A 15,264-nucleotide genomic window follows, 5' to 3' on the forward strand; every position below is an offset into this window, starting at 1 on the left:
CGTGCGGGGGGCGTCCGAGGAGTGTGGCGGACACCCCTCTGGACGACATACCGACTGGTCGGTCATCATGAGGGCCGACCGAAGCCGATCCGGAGGTACGTCCGATGAGCTCCGCCCCTGACCCGCGGTCCACGACGCGGGAGGTGCCCCCACCAGGTCTCGACCCCGAAGGGCTGCGCCGTTTCCTCGACCGGGAGCGGCCCGGCCTGGTGGCCGGCCCCCTCGAAGCCCGGCTGATCGAGGGCGGGCGCTCGAACCTCACGTACGCGGTGACCGACGGCACCGCCGCCGGCCGCTGGGTCGTCCGCAGGCCCCCGCTCGGCCACGTCCTGGCCACCGCCCACGACATGCGGCGCGAGCACCGGGTGATCAGCGCCCTGCGGGCGACGGACGTGCCCGTGCCCGCGACGGTCCTGCTCTGCGAGGACGAGTCGGTGCTCGGCGCGCCGTTCTACGTCATGGAGTTCGTGGAGGGCACCCCGTACCGCTCGGCCCGCGAACTCGCCCCGCTCGGCCCCGAGCGCACCCGCGCCGCCGTCCTCGGCCTGGTCGACACCCTGGTCGACCTGCACGCCGTGGACCCCGACGCGGTCGGGCTCGGGGACTTCGGGCGCCCCGACGGCTTCCTCGACCGGCAGCTGCGCCGCTGGGGCAAGCAGCTCGACGCCTCGCGGGGCCGGGAGCTGCCCGGCGTCGACGAGCTGCACGCCGCCCTCGGCCGGGCGCTGCCCGCCTCTCCCCCGCCCACCGTGATCCACGGCGACTACCGGCTCGACAACGTCCTCGTCGGTCCCGACGACCGGATCCGGGCCGTCCTCGACTGGGAGATGTCCACGCTCGGCGACCCGCTCACCGACCTCGGCCTCCTCGTCATGTACGGCACCCCGCTCGACCTGCCGGGCTCCCCCATCTCCACGACCGCCACGGCCGCCGGGCACCCGAGCACCGCCGAGCTGGTCGAGCGCTACGCGGCCCGCTCGGGCCGCGACACCTCCGCCCTCGCCTGGTACACGGCCTTCGCCTGGTTCAAGCTCGCCGTGATCCTGGAGGGCATCCACTACCGCTACACCCTCGGCCAGACGGTCGGCGCCGGCTTCGACCGCATCGGCGAACTCGTCCCCGTCTTCATCGAGCACGGCCTGACCACCCTTCAGGAGGGCTGAACCCCATGGACTTCGCCTACGACGCGCGCACCGAGGAGCTGCGCGCGAAGCTCCTCGCCTTCATGGACGAGCACGTGTACCCGGCCGAGGCCGTCGCCGAGGAGCAGCGCGCCCTGCTCACCTCCCCGTGGGACACCCCGGCGGTGGTCGAGGAGCTGAAGGCCGAGGCCAAGCGGCAGGGCCTGTGGAACCTCTTCCTGCCGGACGCCGGGTACGGGGCGGGCCTGACGAACCTCCAGTACGCGCCGCTCGCCGAGATCACCGGCCGCAGTCCGCAGCTGGCCCCGACCGCCCTCAACTGCGCCGCCCCGGACACCGGGAACATGGAGCTGCTCGCCGAGTTCGGCGACGAGGCGCAGAGGAAGCAGTGGCTGGAACCGCTGCTCGCGGGCGAGATCCGTTCGGCGTTCGCGATGACCGAGCCCGAGGTCGCCTCCTCCGACGCCACCAACATCGAGACCCGCATCCGGCGCGACGGCGACTCGTACGTCGTCGACGGGCGCAAGTGGTACATCTCCGGGGCGATGAACCCCGACTGCAAGGTCTTCATCGTCATGGGCAAGACCGACCCCGACGGCGCCGACCTCCGCCGCCAGCAGTCGATGGTCCTGGTGCCGCGCGACACCCCGGGCGTCGAGGTCCGGCGCGCGATGAAGGTGTACGGGTACGAGGACCACTACCACGGCGGCCACGCCGAGGTGGTCTTCGACGGCGTCCGCGTCCCGGCCGCGAACCTGGTGGGCGAGGAGGGCGGCGGCTTCGCCATCGCGCAGGCCCGGCTCGGCCCCGGCCGCATCCACCACTGCATGCGCCTGATCGGCATGGCGGAGCGGGCCGTGGAGCTGATGTGCCGGCGCGCGGTCTCCCGTACCGCCTTCGGCAAGGCGCTCGCCCAGCAGGGCGTCGTGCAGAACTGGATCGCGGACGCCCGGGTCACCATCGAGCAGCTGCGGCTGCTGGTCCTCAAGACGGCGTGGCTCATGGACACCGTCGGCAACCGGGGCGCGCACACCGAGATCCAGGCCATCAAGATCGCGACCCCGCGCGCGGTGGTCGACATCATCGACAAGGCCGTGCAGGCGCACGGCGCGGGCGGGGTGTCGCAGGACTTCCCGCTGGCCGAGCTGTGGGCGGCGGCGCGGACGCTGAAGCTGGCGGACGGGCCGGACGAGGTGCACCAGCGGTCCCTCGCACGCCGGGAGCTGAAGAAGTACCTGTAGGCCTCGCGGTCGGCCGCGCCCCCCTCTGCGGGGGGGGTGCGGTCAGGGGCGCAGGGCCCGGAGCAGCAGGTCGGCGAGGTGGCCGGCGACCTGCTCGGGGCTGAGGGGGCCGTCCGGGCGGTACCAGGTGGACAGGTGGTGCACGGAGCCGAAGTGGTAGTCGACCACCAGGTCGGCGGGGGTCGCGGAGGAGAACACCCCGGACTTCTGGCCCTCCTCGATCAGGGCCCGGAACCGCTCGTGGTAGCGGCGCCGCTCGGCCCGCACCCGCTTGTTCTTCTCCGGGCTCAGGTGGTGCATGGAGCGGAAGAAGATCGAGGCGTCGTCCAGGTTCTCGATGGTGGTGACGACGACGTCGGCGGCGGCGTCGCGCAGCCGCTCCTCCACGGGCGCGTCGGCGTCCGCGAAGGCGTCGAGCCGTTCCTGCTGGAGGCGCAGGACCCGGGAGTAGACCTCCTGGAGCAGGTCTTCCTTGGAGCCGAAGTAGTGGTAGAGCGCGCCCTTGGTGACTCCGGCGGCCTCCACGATCTCCTGGACGGAGGTGCGGTCGTAGCCCTGCTCCGCGAAGAGCCGGGTGGCGGCGGCGAGGAGCCTCTGGGGGACGGGCGTGCCGCTCCCTTCCGTCGTCCTGGCCATGCTCCGCCGCCTTCCTTCGTGCTGCTTCGACAAGTGTTCTCGGTGATCGTTTTCGGTCGGGGGAACGCGTTCCCGCCGCTAGATCTTCCCATCCGCCGGAGTCTGCGGCCGACCGGCGCCCGTCTCCCAGGTCCGCTGGACGTGGTTCATGGTGCCGAGCCAGCGCTCGGGGTCGGTGGCGCGGTTGCGGTAGTAGCCGGCGACCTCGGGGTGGGGCAGCACGAGGAAGCGGTCCGCCGCGATGGCCTCGATCAGGGCGTCCGCGACGTCCTCGGGCTCGATGGCGGTGGGCGCGAGGACCAGCTCGCCCGCGCTCCCGGCGGCGGTGAGCATGTCCGTGCGGACGCCCTGCGGGCAGATGGCGTGGACGGAGAGGCCCCGGTGCCGGTAGGTGAGGGAGAGCCATTCCGCGAAGGCGTACGCGCCGTGCTTGGAGACGCTGTACGGCGCCGCGCCGATCATGGTGAGGAGTCCGGCGGCGGAGACGGTGGAGACGAAGCGGCCGCCGCCGCGCTCCAGCCACTCGGGGAGCAGGGCGCGGGCCGCGCGGACGTGGGCCATGACGTTGACGTCCCAGGCGGCGGCCCAGACGTCCTCGTCGGCGAGGGCGTCGCCGGGCGAGGAGAGGCCGGCGTTGGCGCACCAGACGTCGACGGCGCCGCCGAGGGCCTCGCGGGCCTCGTCGACGACGGCGGAGGCGTCACCGGGGACGGCGACGGCGCCGATCTCGGCGGCGACCGCCTTCGCGCGGTCGGCGTCGAGGTCGTTGACGACGACGCGGGCGCCCTCGGCGGCGAAGCGGCGGGCGAGGGCGGCTCCGATGCCGCCGCCCGCGCCGGTGACGACGACTCCGGCGCCCCGGAGGTCCGCCCCGGCGCCCCCGGCCGTCTCCGTGCCCGTGCTCGTGTCCGCGCCCATGTCTGGACCCACCTCTCCGCGACTCTCCGGCCCGTCCGGCTTCCCCGGGACGACGACCCCGGCAGACTAACCGGTCGGTATGCAGGGAGGGAAGGGTCGCGGGAAGGGCGGCGGAAGGGAGGACCCCTCCGCACGCCTCGTTCCCCCGGGCGGCCGGGGACGCTAGCGTGCGTGCCCCTGTCATGCGCCCCGGCCGGGGCCGCGATCGAGGAGGTTCGCGCATGGGTCTGTCGCGACGGAGTCTGCTGGCCGCCGGAGGCGCCCTGGGGGCGGTGGCGGCGACCGCGCACCCCGCCACCGCCGGGACACCGGGCCGGGAGACGGTGGCTCCGGGCCGGGAGGCCGGGGCTCCGGGCCGGGAGAACGGGCGGCGCCGGGTGCGGACCGGCTTCGAACGGCTCGCGGCGGACGGGTACGCGCGGCTCGCCGGGCAGCGGGTCGGCGTCGTCACCAACCCGACCGGCGTGACCCCCGACGCCCGCCACCTCGTGGACGTGATGCACGCCGACGAGCGGGTGGACCTGACCGCCGTCTTCGGCCCCGAGCACGGCTTCCGGGGCACCGCCCAGGCGGGCGGCTCGGAGGGCCGGTACGACGACCCGGCGACCGGACTGCCCGTCTACGACACGTACCTGAAGAGCGGGCAACCGCTCGCGGACGTCTTCACCGCCTCCGGCGTGGACACGGTCGTCTTCGACGTCCAGGACGCCGGCGCGCGCTTCTACACCTACATCTGGACGCTGTACGACTGCATGGAGGCCGCCGCCCTCGCCGGGAAGCGGTTCGTGGTCCTGGACCGGCCGAACCCGGTGACCGGGCGCGCGGCGCTCGGGCCCGTCCTGGACCGGGCGTTCGCCACCTTCGTCGGGCGCGAGCCGATCGCGCAGGCGCACGGCATGACGGTGGCCGAGCTGGCGCTGCTGTTCAACGGCGAGTTCCTGGCCGCGCCCGTCGCCCTGGAGACCGTACGGATGTCGGGGTGGCGGCGGTCGGACTTCTTCGACGCCACGGGGCTGCCCTGGGTGCCGCCGAGCCCGAACATGCCGACGCCGGAGACCGCGCTCGTCTACTCCGGCACCTGTCTCTTCGAGGGCACGAACCTCTCCGAGGGCCGGGGCACCACCCGCCCCTTCGAACTCCTCGGCGCCGAGGGGATCGACCGCCGGTGGGCGGAGGCGGCGAACGCGCTCGGCCTGCCCGGGGTCCGCTTCCGCGAGGCGTACTTCGCGCCGACCTTCTCCAAGTTCCAGGGGAGGACGGTGGGCGGGGTGCAGCTGCACGTCCACGACCGGGAGGCCTTCGACCCGGTACGGACCGGGATCGGGCTCCTGGTCACCGCCCGCCGCTCGTGGTCCGGCTTCGCCTGGCGGCCGGACCACTGGATCGACAAGCTGACCGGCTCCACCCGGGTGCGGACCCTGATCGACGCGGGCGCGGACACGGACGAGGTCGTCGGGGCGTGGCAGAAGGACCTGGCGGCCTTCCGGGCGGTGCGGAAGGAGTACCTGCTGTACCGCTGAGGACTGTCCCGGGAGGGGGTCGTCCCCCGCGTCCCGACCCGGCGCGCGCGACCGCCCGGGCCGGTACCGAGTGCGCGCACGGCACCGGGGCGCCGGGCGAGCCGCTGCGGGTCTCCGCCGTCGGCCCGCTCGGGCCCGACGGCGGCGCCCACGCCCTGGACCGGGTCGCGGACGAGCCGTTCCACCCGGACCCGCGGCGGACGACTCCCGCCGCGCGCGACCGGCCGGGGACGCCCCGGCAGACCCGGCACCTCGGCACCGCCCACCCCCGGCCCGGCGCCGTCCTGCCCCTCCGGGTCTCCGCCTCGTACGACCTGCCGGTCCACTTCCCCCGGATCTCGGCGGCCCGGCCGCGCCGACTCCCCGTCGCGGGTCTGGGAGGGCCCGTGCGCGGGCATGCTGGCCGTGGAGCCGCCGCCCGCGCACGGGGCGCACTCGGTGCCGCGGCCCCCTCGAAGCGGAGGGACGGTCGTGCCGTGGCCGGGATGAGTGTGGAGCCGTACCGGGAGATCACCTTCGACCAGGACGGCGACGGTCCTCCGGAGCAGGCGGCGGCGCTGGCCGCGCTGGCCCGGCAGGGGGTCTCGGACCTGTTCCTCCTCGCACACGGACGAAACGGTTCGCCGTCCGGCGCGACCCGGCTCTGTTCGGACTTCTTCGCCCCCTTCCCCGGGCTGCTCGCCCCGGGGGCCGAGGCCGGGTACGCGGGGGTGGTGTGGCCCTCGGCGGTGTGCACGGGCGAGCCGGGGCCCGACTACCGGGCGCTCGCGACGGTCCTCCCGGAGAAGGAGCCGGTCCTGGAACGGCTCACCGACCTCCTCACCTCGGCACCGGCGGGGGAGGCGGCGTTCGCCGAGTTCGGTTCGCTGCTGCGGGAGCTGGCGGGCGTGGCGGACGCCGAGGGGCCGGTGCCGGCGTTCCTGGCGGCGGACCCGGCGGAGGTGTGCGACCTGTTCGCCGAGGCCCTGGACCCGGGGCTCCCGGAGGGGCCGGAGCGGCGTCGGCAGGGGGCCCGGGAGGCGCTGCGGCAGGCCGCGTACCACGTCCTCGGACGGCGGGCCGGACACGTCGGGGAGTACGGGCTCGGGCCGTTGCTCGGCCGGGTCGCCCGCGCGGCCCCCGGGCTCCGGATCCACCTCGTCGGGCACGGCACGGGCGCCCGGCTCGTCGCGTACGCGCTGCGGGGGCTGCCCGCCGGGGCCCGGCCGGTCGCCTCCGTGACGCTCCTTCAGGGCGCCTTCCCGCAGTACGCGTTCGCGGCGCGGCTGCCGGACGCGCCCGAGCGGTCCGGGGCGCTGCGGGACGTGCACCACCGGGTCAGGGGGCCGGTGGTGGCCTGTCACTCGCGGTACGACACGGCGCTCGGGGTGCTGTACCCGCTGGCGTCGCGGCTCGCGGACGGCCCGGGCCCCGCCGGGGCGGTCGGGTTTGGCGGGATGCGCGGGGTGCCGGGGACCGTGGCGCGGAGCCTGGCGGCGGTCCTGCGCACGGGGGTGCCGGGGGCGGGATGCGTGAACGTGGACGTGGCGGAGGCGGTCCGCTCCCACGACGACCTCTGCCGGCCGGAGCTGGCCCGGGTGGTGGTGGCGGCGTCGGGGACGGGCCGGTGAGCCCGACCCGGCCGCCCCCGGACTCAGTGGTTCCGCCCCGTCCCGCGGGACCCTCCCGCCCCACTGATGGCTGCCATCCGCATTTCGATGGAACACAGACGGCTTCCCGTTCGTCCCTCTGATACCGCGGAAGGACCAGCGACGGAGGTGGCGGGAGATGGCCGGTTTCCGGAGTCTCGCGAGACAGGTGCGCGATCCGGGGTGCGACACGGCGCTGCGCAGGTACTCGCTGCGCAAGTGCCTGGAGCGGTTCGCCCCGTACGGGCACCGCGCGACCTGGGACCACCTGTGCCGCAGGCACAGGTTCGGGCCGGAGGACCGGGAGCTCGACCCGGGACGGCTCGTGGCGGCGCTCGACGAGCTGGAGGAGGCGCGGGCCGTGTGGCTCGCGTACGAGGAGGAGTTCGCCGCCCGGCGGCGGCGCGAGAAGCACGAGGGGCTGCGCCGGCCCGGCGCGCTCGACGACTGGCACCGGCGGGTCTGGGGCGGCAACGGCGTGGTCCGGTGCGGCGATCCCGAACTGCACCCGTCGGACCCGCTGCCGGAGGTGCTGCGGCGGCTGATCGCGGCCCTGGAGCGCGGTCCGGGCGAGGCGTGCCCGGTGTGCGCGGGGCCCCGGATCGCGTGGGCGGACCCCGCCGACCGGTACGAGCCGTGGCACGGCCCGGTGTGCGCGGACTGCGGCGTGGGCGTTCCGCGCGCGGTGCTCACCTCGGGGGCGCTGGCCCGGGCGCGGGCCGACCGGGGCCGGCGGCTGGCGTCGGCGGCGTGACCTCCGGGGCGCCGGGTTCGGGAGGTCCCTGAAGCGCCCCGTACACGCGTCTTCGAGCGCCGTACGAACGCCCTCGGCGCCGTACACGCGTCCTCGCGGGCGCCGGCCGTCCGCGCCGCCTACCCCTCGGCGCTCTCCGGGGCCGGGCGGCGTACCGGGAGGAGGCGGGAGCCCGCCATCCGCTCGCCGAAGACGTCGTCGGGGTTGGACAGGACGCAGGTCTCCAGGGAGAGGCAGCCGCAGCCGATGCAGTCCGTCAGGTGGTCGCGCAGCCGGCCGAGCTGCTTGATGCGCTCGTCGAGTTCGGCGCGCCAGGCCGCCGAGAGGCGGGCCCAGTCCTCGTGGGTGGGCGTGCGCTCCTCGGGGAGCCGGGCGAGCGCCTCGCGGATGGTGGCGAGGGGGATGCCGACCCGCTGCGCGGCGCGGACGAAGGCGACCCGGCGGAGGGCGTCGCGGCCGTAGCGGCGCTGGTTCCCGCCGGTGCGGCGGCTGCTGATGAGCCCCTTGGCCTCGTAGAAGTGCAGGGCGGAGACGGCGGCCCCGCTGCGGGCGGAGAGCTGGCCGACGGTGAGCTCGTGGATCTTCTCTGGAATCTGCGGCACCCCGCGACCCTACGGGAACGGACCCGCCGTCCGGCCGGGCGTTGACAGGGGTCCGCCCGCACCACAATGCTGAGCAAGCGCTTGGACAGCGCGACCGGAGCGTGCGGGGGCGTCCGGGGAGAGCGTGACGAGAGGGAGCAGGGACATGGCCGAGCCGAGGATCTTCACCTCCGCCGAGGAGCTGCGCGCGGGGGTCGGCGAGCAGCTGGGGCACAGCGACTGGCTGGAGGTCGACCAGAAGCGGATCGACCTCTTCGCGGAGGCCACCGGCGACCACCAGTGGATCCACGTCGACCCGGAGCGCGCCGCCGCCGGTCCGTTCGGCACCACCATCGCGCACGGCTACCTGACGCTGTCGCTGCTGCCGGTGTTCGTCCCGCAGGTCCTGGCGGTCGAGGGCGTGAAGATGGGCATCAACTACGGCACGGAGAAGGTGCGCTTCCCCGCCCCCGTGCCGGTCGGCTCACGGCTGCGCGCCACGGCCGTCCTGGCGAAGGTCGAGGAGGTCGCGGGCGGCGTGCAGGTGACGGCGGCGGTGACCGTGGAGCGCGAGGGCTCCGAGAAGCCTGTCTGCGTGGCCGAGTCGGTCTCCCGCTACTACTTCTGAGCGCCGACCATCCTGAGGACGAGGTCGGCGTAGAGCGCGCCGACCTCGTCGGGCGTCCGGCGCCCCTGGGTGTTGAACCAGCGCGAGACGTCGATGCAGAGGGACAGCACGGCGACGGTGGTGCCGGCCACGTCGGGGACGTCGAACTCCCCCGCCGCCACGCCCTCGTCGATGATCCGGCGCACGGTCGCGTCGGACTCGCGGCGCAGCTCCACGATCTCGGCGCGGTGCTCGGGGCCGAGGGCGTCGAGCTCGTACTGGACGACGCGGGCGGTGGTGTGGCGCTCGGCGTGCCAGCGGACGAAGGAGCGGACGGCGTCGGCGAGCCGCTCGGCCGCCGTGCCCCCGCCGTCGGCGGCGGCCCGGAGGATCTCCAGGGCCCTGTCGTGACCGATGCGGCTGATCCGGTGGAGCAGCTCTTCCTTGGTCTTGTAGTGGATGTAGAGCGCGGCCGGGCTCATGCCGGCGCGGCCGGCGATGTCCCGGGTGGTGGTGGCGTGGTAGCCGCGCTCGGCGAACGCCTCGACGGCGGCCACCAGCAGCCGCCGCGCCGCCTCGGGCGTGACCTCGCCCCAGGGCACGTCCTCGCCCCCGGGCGTCTCCTCCGCCGCGCTCATCCCACACTCCTCCTCGGTCCCCGTCAGCACGGACACCTTATCAACGAGGGTGAGCAAGCGCTTAGGGTCGCCGCCGGGGCCGGACGGGCTCAGAGCTTCTGGAAGGGGTCGTGTTCGGCGAGGAGCTTCTCCAGGCGGGCCTGGTCGACGCGGCTGACGATCCGGCCGGCCTCCTGGCGGTCGCGGACGACCTTGGCGAGGGTGAAGGCCGAGGTCGTGAGGTAGAGGACCGAGACCGCGAGGAAGGCCCGCACCCAGGCGCTGGCGTCGAGCTGGTAGACGCCGACGGCCACGGCCGCGAGCGCGATCCCGAAGGAGATGACGGCCTGCATGTAGTAGGCGGCGGTGTTCTGCTGCTTGACCGGTGTGTCGCTCATGCCGGACAGCATCGGACGGATGTGGTCCCCGCCACATCCGTCCGTGTACTCAGGGGCGCGCGGCTCCGTACTCAGAAGGCCGAGACCCCCGTCAGCGCCCGGCCGATGATGAGCTTCTGGATCTGGCTGGTGCCCTCGTACAGGGTCATCACGCGCGCGTCGCGGACCAGCTTGCCGACCGGGTACTCGTCGATGTAGCCGTAGCCGCCGAAGACCTGGAGCGCGTTGTTGGCGGCGCGGACGGCGGCCTCGGAGGCGTACAGCTTCGCCTGGGAGGCGGCGGTGGCGAAGTCCCGGCCGCGGTCGATCAGGTCGGCGACCCGCCAGGTGAGCAGCCGGGCGGCCTCCACGTCGACGGAGATGTCGCTGATCAGCTCCTGCACCAGCTGGTACGAGGCGATCGGCTTCCCGAACTGCCCGCGCTCCCCCGCGTACCGCAGGGCCGCGTCGAGGGCCGCCCGGGCGATGCCGACGCAGCCGGCGGCCACCGACATGCGCCCCTTGGCGAGGGCGGACATGGCGACGGCGAAGCCCTTGCCCTCGGGGCCGAGCATGGCGTCGGCCGGGACGCGGACGTCCTCCAGGACCAGTTCGGCGGTGGCCTGGCCGCGCAGCCCGAGCTTGCCGTGGACGGGGCGGCGGGTGAGGCCGGGGCTGTCGGCGGGGACGAGGAAGGCGGAGACGCCCTTGTGGCCGGGGGTGTCGTTCGTGCGGGCGAAGAGCAGCACCACGTCGGCCCAGGTGCCGTTGGTGATGAACATCTTGGTGCCGTTGACGACGTAGTCGCCGCCGTCCCGGACGGCCCGGGCGGCCAGGTTCCCCGCGTCGGATCCGGTGCCCGGCTCGGTGAGCCCGAAGCAGCCGAGGGCCTCGCCGGAGGCGAGCCGGGGCAGCCACGTCCGCTTCTGCTCCTCGCTCCCCCAGGAGGCGATCGTCTTGGCGACCAGGCCGAGCGAGACGGAGACGATGCCGCGCACGGAGGAGTCGCCGCGGCCCAGCTCCTCGGTCACCAGGCAGTACGCGAGGTGGTCGCCGCCCGAACCGCCGTACTCCTCCGGGATCGTGAGGCCGAGGAAGCCGACGGCGCCGAGCTTCTTCACGATCCCCCGGTCCACCTCCTCCGCGCGGTCCCACGCGGTGGCGTGCGGGGCCACCTCACGTGCGACGAAGTCCTCGGCGAGCCGCCGTACGGCCTCCTGCTCCTCGCTCAGCGCCAGATCCACCGTGCCACCTCACCCGTCCGACCGCGGTCACTTTAATTACCACTGCTAGTTTTCCAAGCGCAGGCCTACTATGTGCGCCATGGCCCGACCGCGCAAGCCCCTGCTCAGCCGAGACCGCATCGTCGAGACGGCGGGCGCGCTGGTCGACGCGGAGGGGCTCGCCGCGCTCTCCACCCGCCGGCTCGCGGCCGAGCTCGGGGTGAGCGGGCCCTCGCTCTACAACCACTTCCGCACCAAGGACGAGATCCTCGACGCCGTCGCGGACGCGGTGAGCGCGAAGGTCGACCTGTCGATGTTCGCGGCGGACGACCCCCGCGACTGGCGGACGGCGCTGCACGACTGGGCGGTCTCCTACCGCGCCGCCCTCGCCGACCACCCGCACATCGTCCCGGTCCTCGCCCGGGGGCCCGGCCGCCGCCCGGCCGGACTGCGGGTCGCCGACGCCGTCTTCGGCGCGATGGTCCGCGCGGGCTGGCCCCCGGCCCAGGCCACGCACATCGGCGCCCTGATGCGGTACTTCGTCACCGGCTCGGCCCTCGGCTCCTTCGCCGGCGGCTTCGTCGACGACGAGACGGCGTACGACCCCGCCGAGTACCCCCACCTCGGGCAGGCCCACCTGCTCGCGGAGCACCGCCGGCAGGTGGACGAGGGCGCCTTCGAGACGGGCCTGCGGGCGCTCCTCGACGGCCTCGCCGCGCAGTACGCGGCCCGGACGGCCGGAATCCGCGACGCTTCGGCCGCCGCCGAAGGGTGAGTACGGCAGCCTGGGGGCATGACGGCCAGTGACCTCGCCGCGCTCGCGGCGCTCTTCGCGGACGGGACCCGCGCCGCGTTCCTGCTCGCCCTGCTCGACGGGCGGGCCTGGACCGCCGGGGAGCTCGCCCGGCACGCGGGGGTGGCCCCGTCCACCGCGAGCGAGCACCTCGGAAGGCTGGTCGGGGGCGGGCTGCTCACCGAGGAGCGGCAGGGCCGGCACCGGTACGTGCGGCTCGCCGACCCCGGGATCGCGCAGCTCGTCGAGGACCTGGCCGCCCGGTCGGGTCCCCCGGTGCCCGCGCGGCCCCGCTCGCTGCGGGAGGCGAGCGCCGGGGAGGCGATGGCCCGCGGCCGGACCTGCTACGACCACCTCGCCGGGCGGCTCGGCATCGCGATCGCGGAGGCGATGACCGTCCGGGGACTGCTGCGGCAGGACACCGGGTTCGCGCTCACGGACCGGGGCCTGGCCTGGTTCGGAGAGCAGGGCATCGCCCTCGTACGGAAGGGGCGGCGGCCCGTCGCGCGCGGCTGCCTCGACTGGACCGAGCGTCGGCCGCACCTCGCGGGGGCGGCCGGCGCCGCGCTCTGCCGCCACGCGCTCGGCGCCGGATGGTGCGTACGGATCGGGTCCGGGCGGGCCGTGAAGGTGACCGCGGCGGGCGAGGCCGCGCTGCGGGCGTGCCTGGGGATCACGGCGGGGGCGCTGCGGTGACGGTTGCGGCGGGGCTCAGTCCGTCCACTGCCAGGCGATGCCGTACGCGCCCGGTGGGCACTTCACGGGCAGCAGGTGCGCCGTGCGGAAGCCGTCCAGGGGCGCCGGCTGCCGGTTCCGGGGCTCGGCGCCGAGGTGCCCGCGGTAGTAGTGCCAGCACCTCGACGGCACCGCCGAGGGGTGGAAGCGGACCTGGAGCAGATAGGTCCGCAGGGGCGTGGTGACACGGCGTTCGTGGTGGTGGGAGACGCCCTCGGCGGGGGCGGAGCGGAGCGTGTACTCGACGACCGCGGTCTCGTTCCTGGCCAGTCGGCGGCCGAGCGGGATCTCGGCGACCACGCAGTTCAGCTCCGGCCGCGCCCGGACGCTCGGGGGCGGCCCGTGGGGGACGGCGAGGTCGACCGCGCCGGCCTGCGCCGTGTCCAGGGTGTGGACGACCGTCAGGTGCCGCACGTCGTCGCGGACGGCCCTGACCACGACGGTGACGCGCATCTCGTCCACGAGGCGGTGCTCGTTCACGTTCACCGCCTCGTGGACGACCAGCTGCCGCAGACCGGCGTTGAAGTACGGGAAGGTGTCGCCGAGGGCCTTTTCGAGGTCGGAGTCCTCGCCGTAGAGGCCGCGGAGGGCGGCCGGGTCGTGCTGCGGGACCCAGCCGCGCGGCCGGCGCCTCAACAGCGAGCGCAGAGCGCCGCGCGGGAGGCCGAGGAAGGGCTCCAGGACGTCGACGGCGCGCAGGGACTGGGGCTTCTCCGGCAGGCTGCGGCCGCTCTGCCAGTAGCTGAGGGTGGCGAGGCTGAGGGTGATCCCGTACGACTCCAGGTGGTCGCGCACGCGGTCCAGCGGCAGGCCGCGCCGCCGCAGGGCCTCTCTGAACACGGCAGCGAACATGGCATCCGGGCCGTCGGGGCGGGGAACGTTCGGGCCGTCGGTGTGGGAGGTGTCCGGGCCGTCGGTGTGGGGGGTGTCCGGCATGGCGTCTTCCAGCGGGCGGGGACGACGGGCGGGTGGGGCGCGGGCTTCTGTCGAAGGGCGGGCGGGACGCGGGGCGCCGGCGGAGAGCGGGTGGGACGCGGGGCGCCGGCGGAGAGCGGGTGGGACGCGGGGCGCCGGCGGAGAGCGGGTGGGGCCGCTCGCCTTGTTCCGCGAGCGGCCCCGGCCGTTCCTCTTACGGATGCGCTCAGTTGGTGTTGAGCGTCAGACCGTAGTACTTGAGGGCGTCGTCGAGCGGCTGGAAGTACGAGGAGCCGCGGGAGTTGACCCCACCGGTGCACTCCTGGCCGATCGGGCCGCCGGAGGTCATGCCCTGGGCCTGGTTGCCGGAGATGTACGCACCGCCGCTGTCACCGCCCTCGGTGCAGACGCTGGAGGTGGCGAGGCCGGTGATGACCGTGTCGGGGCCGCCGTTCAGGTCCTTGTAGGTGACGGTGTTGTTGTAGGAGCCCACCTTGCCGCAGGTCCAGCCGGTGGTGGCGCCGGACTTGCAGAGCGCGGCGCCGGACGCGGCGCGGCTGTAGCCCTTGACGGCGACCGTGCTGGTGCTGCCCTGGCCCCAGGTGCCGACGGCGGTGGTGATCGAGTGACCGGAGTTGACGGTCAGGATGCCCATGTCGACGCTGTTGGTGCCGAGCTTGTAGCGGGTCTTGTACCCCTGGGCGAAGGCCGTCCCGTCGTAGCGCAGGGTGTTGGTGACGCAGTGCCCGGCGGTCACCAGGTACTGCTTGCCGGAGCTGTCGCGGGCGCCGTAGCCGACGGAACAGTAGTTGCTGGTGTTGTTGAACGTCATCTTGCTGCCGGGGTAGATCGCGGCCTGGGGCGCGAACTCCTGCTGGCCCCGCACGATCCGGACGGCGGCGCCGTGCTTCGCGGCCGCGGCGAGGAACGCCTTGGCGGCGGCGCCCCGGTCGTTGTTGACCTTGACGGTCACCTTGTCGGAGGCCAGGTCCACGGACCAGCCGACGACCCCGGAGGGGGTCTTCTTCGCCGCGAGGGCGTCCAGCTCGGCCTTGATCCCGTCGAGTGCGGCCTGGCCCCGGGCCGGCACCCGGGCGGCGAGGCCGGCCTTCTCGATCCTGGTCGCCTCCGCCTTGTCGCCGGCGTTGACGGTCAGCTTGCCGGAGGCGTCGAAGAAGGCGCCGTCGCCGGATATCCCGCTCTTCACCAGCTCGGCGAGCCTGGCCTGCTGGGCGTCCTGCCGGTCCAGGCGGTCGACCGCGGCCTTCTCGCTCACGCCGAGCGAGGCGGCCAGCGCCTTGACCATCTCGGGCTGGTAGCGGGGGGTGGACGCCGTGTCCTGCGCCTGCGCCAGGGTCTGGGTCCCCAGGACCGCCGAGGCCGAGAGCGCGATGCCCGCCGCGGCCAGGCGGTACTTACGAGAGTTACGCACGTTGATTCCTTCCGGATGACAGCCAGGAACCCGATGGGGGGTGTATCGCCGAAATGCGTCAAAAACGCACCGTCGAAGGGCAGTTCCTGCCTGACGGAGAGTGGGAAACTCGCCGCGGTCCGAACTATCGCCCAGCGGTCGAATG

Annotated in this window: 16 protein-coding genes; 8 read left to right on the forward strand and 8 right to left on the reverse strand. The window is 74.4% G+C overall.

Annotated elements, in window-relative coordinates; translation table 11 throughout:
* The first annotated feature begins 104 nt into the window (after positions 1-104).
* Both OO47_RS04690 and OO47_RS04695 read left to right on the forward strand, forming a co-directional pair.
* Positions 105-1,163: a phosphotransferase family protein gene (locus tag OO47_RS04690; protein ID WP_051715938.1), complete on the forward strand. Its 1,059-nt coding sequence runs from the start codon at positions 105-107 to the stop codon at positions 1,161-1,163.
* A 5-nt stretch (positions 1,164-1,168) separates the two neighbouring features.
* Positions 1,169-2,383, forward strand: coding sequence for an acyl-CoA dehydrogenase family protein (locus OO47_RS04695; protein WP_030212947.1), 1,215 nt, complete (start codon positions 1,169-1,171; stop codon positions 2,381-2,383).
* Between the two features lie 42 nt (positions 2,384-2,425).
* Here the strand turns inward: OO47_RS04695 and OO47_RS04700 are convergent, their stop codons facing one another.
* The gene (locus OO47_RS04700; RefSeq protein ID WP_030212945.1) at positions 2,426-3,019 is read right to left on the reverse strand and encodes a TetR/AcrR family transcriptional regulator; all 594 of its coding nucleotides are present in this window, start codon (positions 3,017-3,019) and stop codon (positions 2,426-2,428) included.
* 78 nt (positions 3,020-3,097) lie between these two features.
* Complete coding sequence (locus OO47_RS04705) at positions 3,098-3,937, reverse strand: SDR family oxidoreductase (protein WP_078489477.1); 840 nt, start codon at positions 3,935-3,937, stop codon at positions 3,098-3,100.
* Positions 3,938-4,158: 221 nt separating this feature from the next.
* Between OO47_RS04705 and OO47_RS04710 the strand changes: the two genes are divergently transcribed.
* The 3 genes from OO47_RS04710 to OO47_RS04720 all read left to right on the forward strand — a co-directional run bounded on the left by OO47_RS04710 (position 4,159) and on the right by OO47_RS04720 (position 7,839).
* A complete protein-coding gene (locus OO47_RS04710; protein WP_030212941.1) occupies positions 4,159-5,457 on the forward strand; it encodes an exo-beta-N-acetylmuramidase NamZ family protein in 1,299 nt (432 codons plus the stop codon).
* 485 nt (positions 5,458-5,942) lie between these two features.
* The gene (locus OO47_RS04715; protein ID WP_030212940.1) at positions 5,943-7,067 is read left to right on the forward strand and encodes a hypothetical protein; all 1,125 of its coding nucleotides are present in this window, start codon (positions 5,943-5,945) and stop codon (positions 7,065-7,067) included.
* Between the two features lie 157 nt (positions 7,068-7,224).
* The gene (locus OO47_RS04720; RefSeq protein WP_030212939.1) at positions 7,225-7,839 is read left to right on the forward strand and encodes a hypothetical protein; all 615 of its coding nucleotides are present in this window, start codon (positions 7,225-7,227) and stop codon (positions 7,837-7,839) included.
* Positions 7,840-7,958: 119 nt separating this feature from the next.
* On the opposite strand, the gene soxR is transcribed toward OO47_RS04720, so the two are convergent.
* Entirely contained in the window at positions 7,959-8,441 is a 483-nt protein-coding gene (soxR, locus tag OO47_RS04725; RefSeq protein ID WP_030212938.1) for a redox-sensitive transcriptional activator SoxR, read from the reverse strand.
* A 145-nt stretch (positions 8,442-8,586) separates the two neighbouring features.
* Here soxR and OO47_RS04730 point away from each other — a divergent pair, with 145 nt between their 5' ends.
* Positions 8,587-9,048 carry a MaoC family dehydratase gene (locus OO47_RS04730; RefSeq protein ID WP_030212936.1) on the forward strand — a complete coding sequence of 154 codons (462 nt, stop codon included), beginning with the start codon at positions 8,587-8,589 and terminating at the stop codon, positions 9,046-9,048.
* Here OO47_RS04730 and OO47_RS04735 read toward each other — a convergent pair.
* The 3 genes from OO47_RS04735 to OO47_RS04745 all read right to left on the reverse strand — a co-directional run bounded on the left by OO47_RS04735 (position 9,039) and on the right by OO47_RS04745 (position 11,265).
* Positions 9,039-9,665: a TetR/AcrR family transcriptional regulator gene (locus tag OO47_RS04735; protein WP_030212934.1), complete on the reverse strand. Its 627-nt coding sequence runs from the start codon at positions 9,663-9,665 to the stop codon at positions 9,039-9,041. The genes OO47_RS04730 and OO47_RS04735 overlap by 10 nt on opposite strands.
* Positions 9,666-9,754: 89 nt before the next feature.
* Positions 9,755-10,042 carry a YiaA/YiaB family inner membrane protein gene (locus tag OO47_RS04740; protein WP_033208123.1) on the reverse strand — a complete coding sequence of 96 codons (288 nt, stop codon included), beginning with the start codon at positions 10,040-10,042 and terminating at the stop codon, positions 9,755-9,757.
* A gap of 71 nt (positions 10,043-10,113) precedes the next feature.
* Entirely contained in the window at positions 10,114-11,265 is a 1,152-nt protein-coding gene (locus tag OO47_RS04745; RefSeq protein ID WP_030212930.1) for an acyl-CoA dehydrogenase family protein, read from the reverse strand.
* 70 nt (positions 11,266-11,335) lie between these two features.
* Between OO47_RS04745 and OO47_RS04750 the strand changes: the two genes are divergently transcribed.
* Together OO47_RS04750 and OO47_RS04755 are read left to right on the forward strand one after the other, a co-directional pair.
* Positions 11,336-12,019, forward strand: coding sequence for a TetR/AcrR family transcriptional regulator (locus OO47_RS04750; RefSeq protein WP_030212928.1), 684 nt, complete (start codon positions 11,336-11,338; stop codon positions 12,017-12,019).
* A gap of 18 nt (positions 12,020-12,037) precedes the next feature.
* Positions 12,038-12,733 carry an ArsR/SmtB family transcription factor gene (locus OO47_RS04755; RefSeq protein WP_030212925.1) on the forward strand — a complete coding sequence of 232 codons (696 nt, stop codon included), beginning with the start codon at positions 12,038-12,040 and terminating at the stop codon, positions 12,731-12,733.
* 15 nt (positions 12,734-12,748) lie between these two features.
* Here the strand turns inward: OO47_RS04755 and OO47_RS04760 are convergent, their stop codons facing one another.
* Positions 12,749-13,708, reverse strand: coding sequence for a hypothetical protein (locus tag OO47_RS04760; protein WP_078489478.1), 960 nt, complete (start codon positions 13,706-13,708; stop codon positions 12,749-12,751).
* Between the two features lie 205 nt (positions 13,709-13,913).
* Complete coding sequence (locus OO47_RS04765) at positions 13,914-15,119, reverse strand: S1 family peptidase (RefSeq protein WP_030212919.1); 1,206 nt, start codon at positions 15,117-15,119, stop codon at positions 13,914-13,916.
* Positions 15,120-15,264: the final 145 nt, after the last annotated feature.

Origin of the sequence: Streptomyces bikiniensis, assembly GCF_000716625.1 — a bacterium.
Classification (GTDB): Bacteria; Actinomycetota; Actinomycetes; order Streptomycetales; family Streptomycetaceae; genus Streptomyces; species Streptomyces bikiniensis.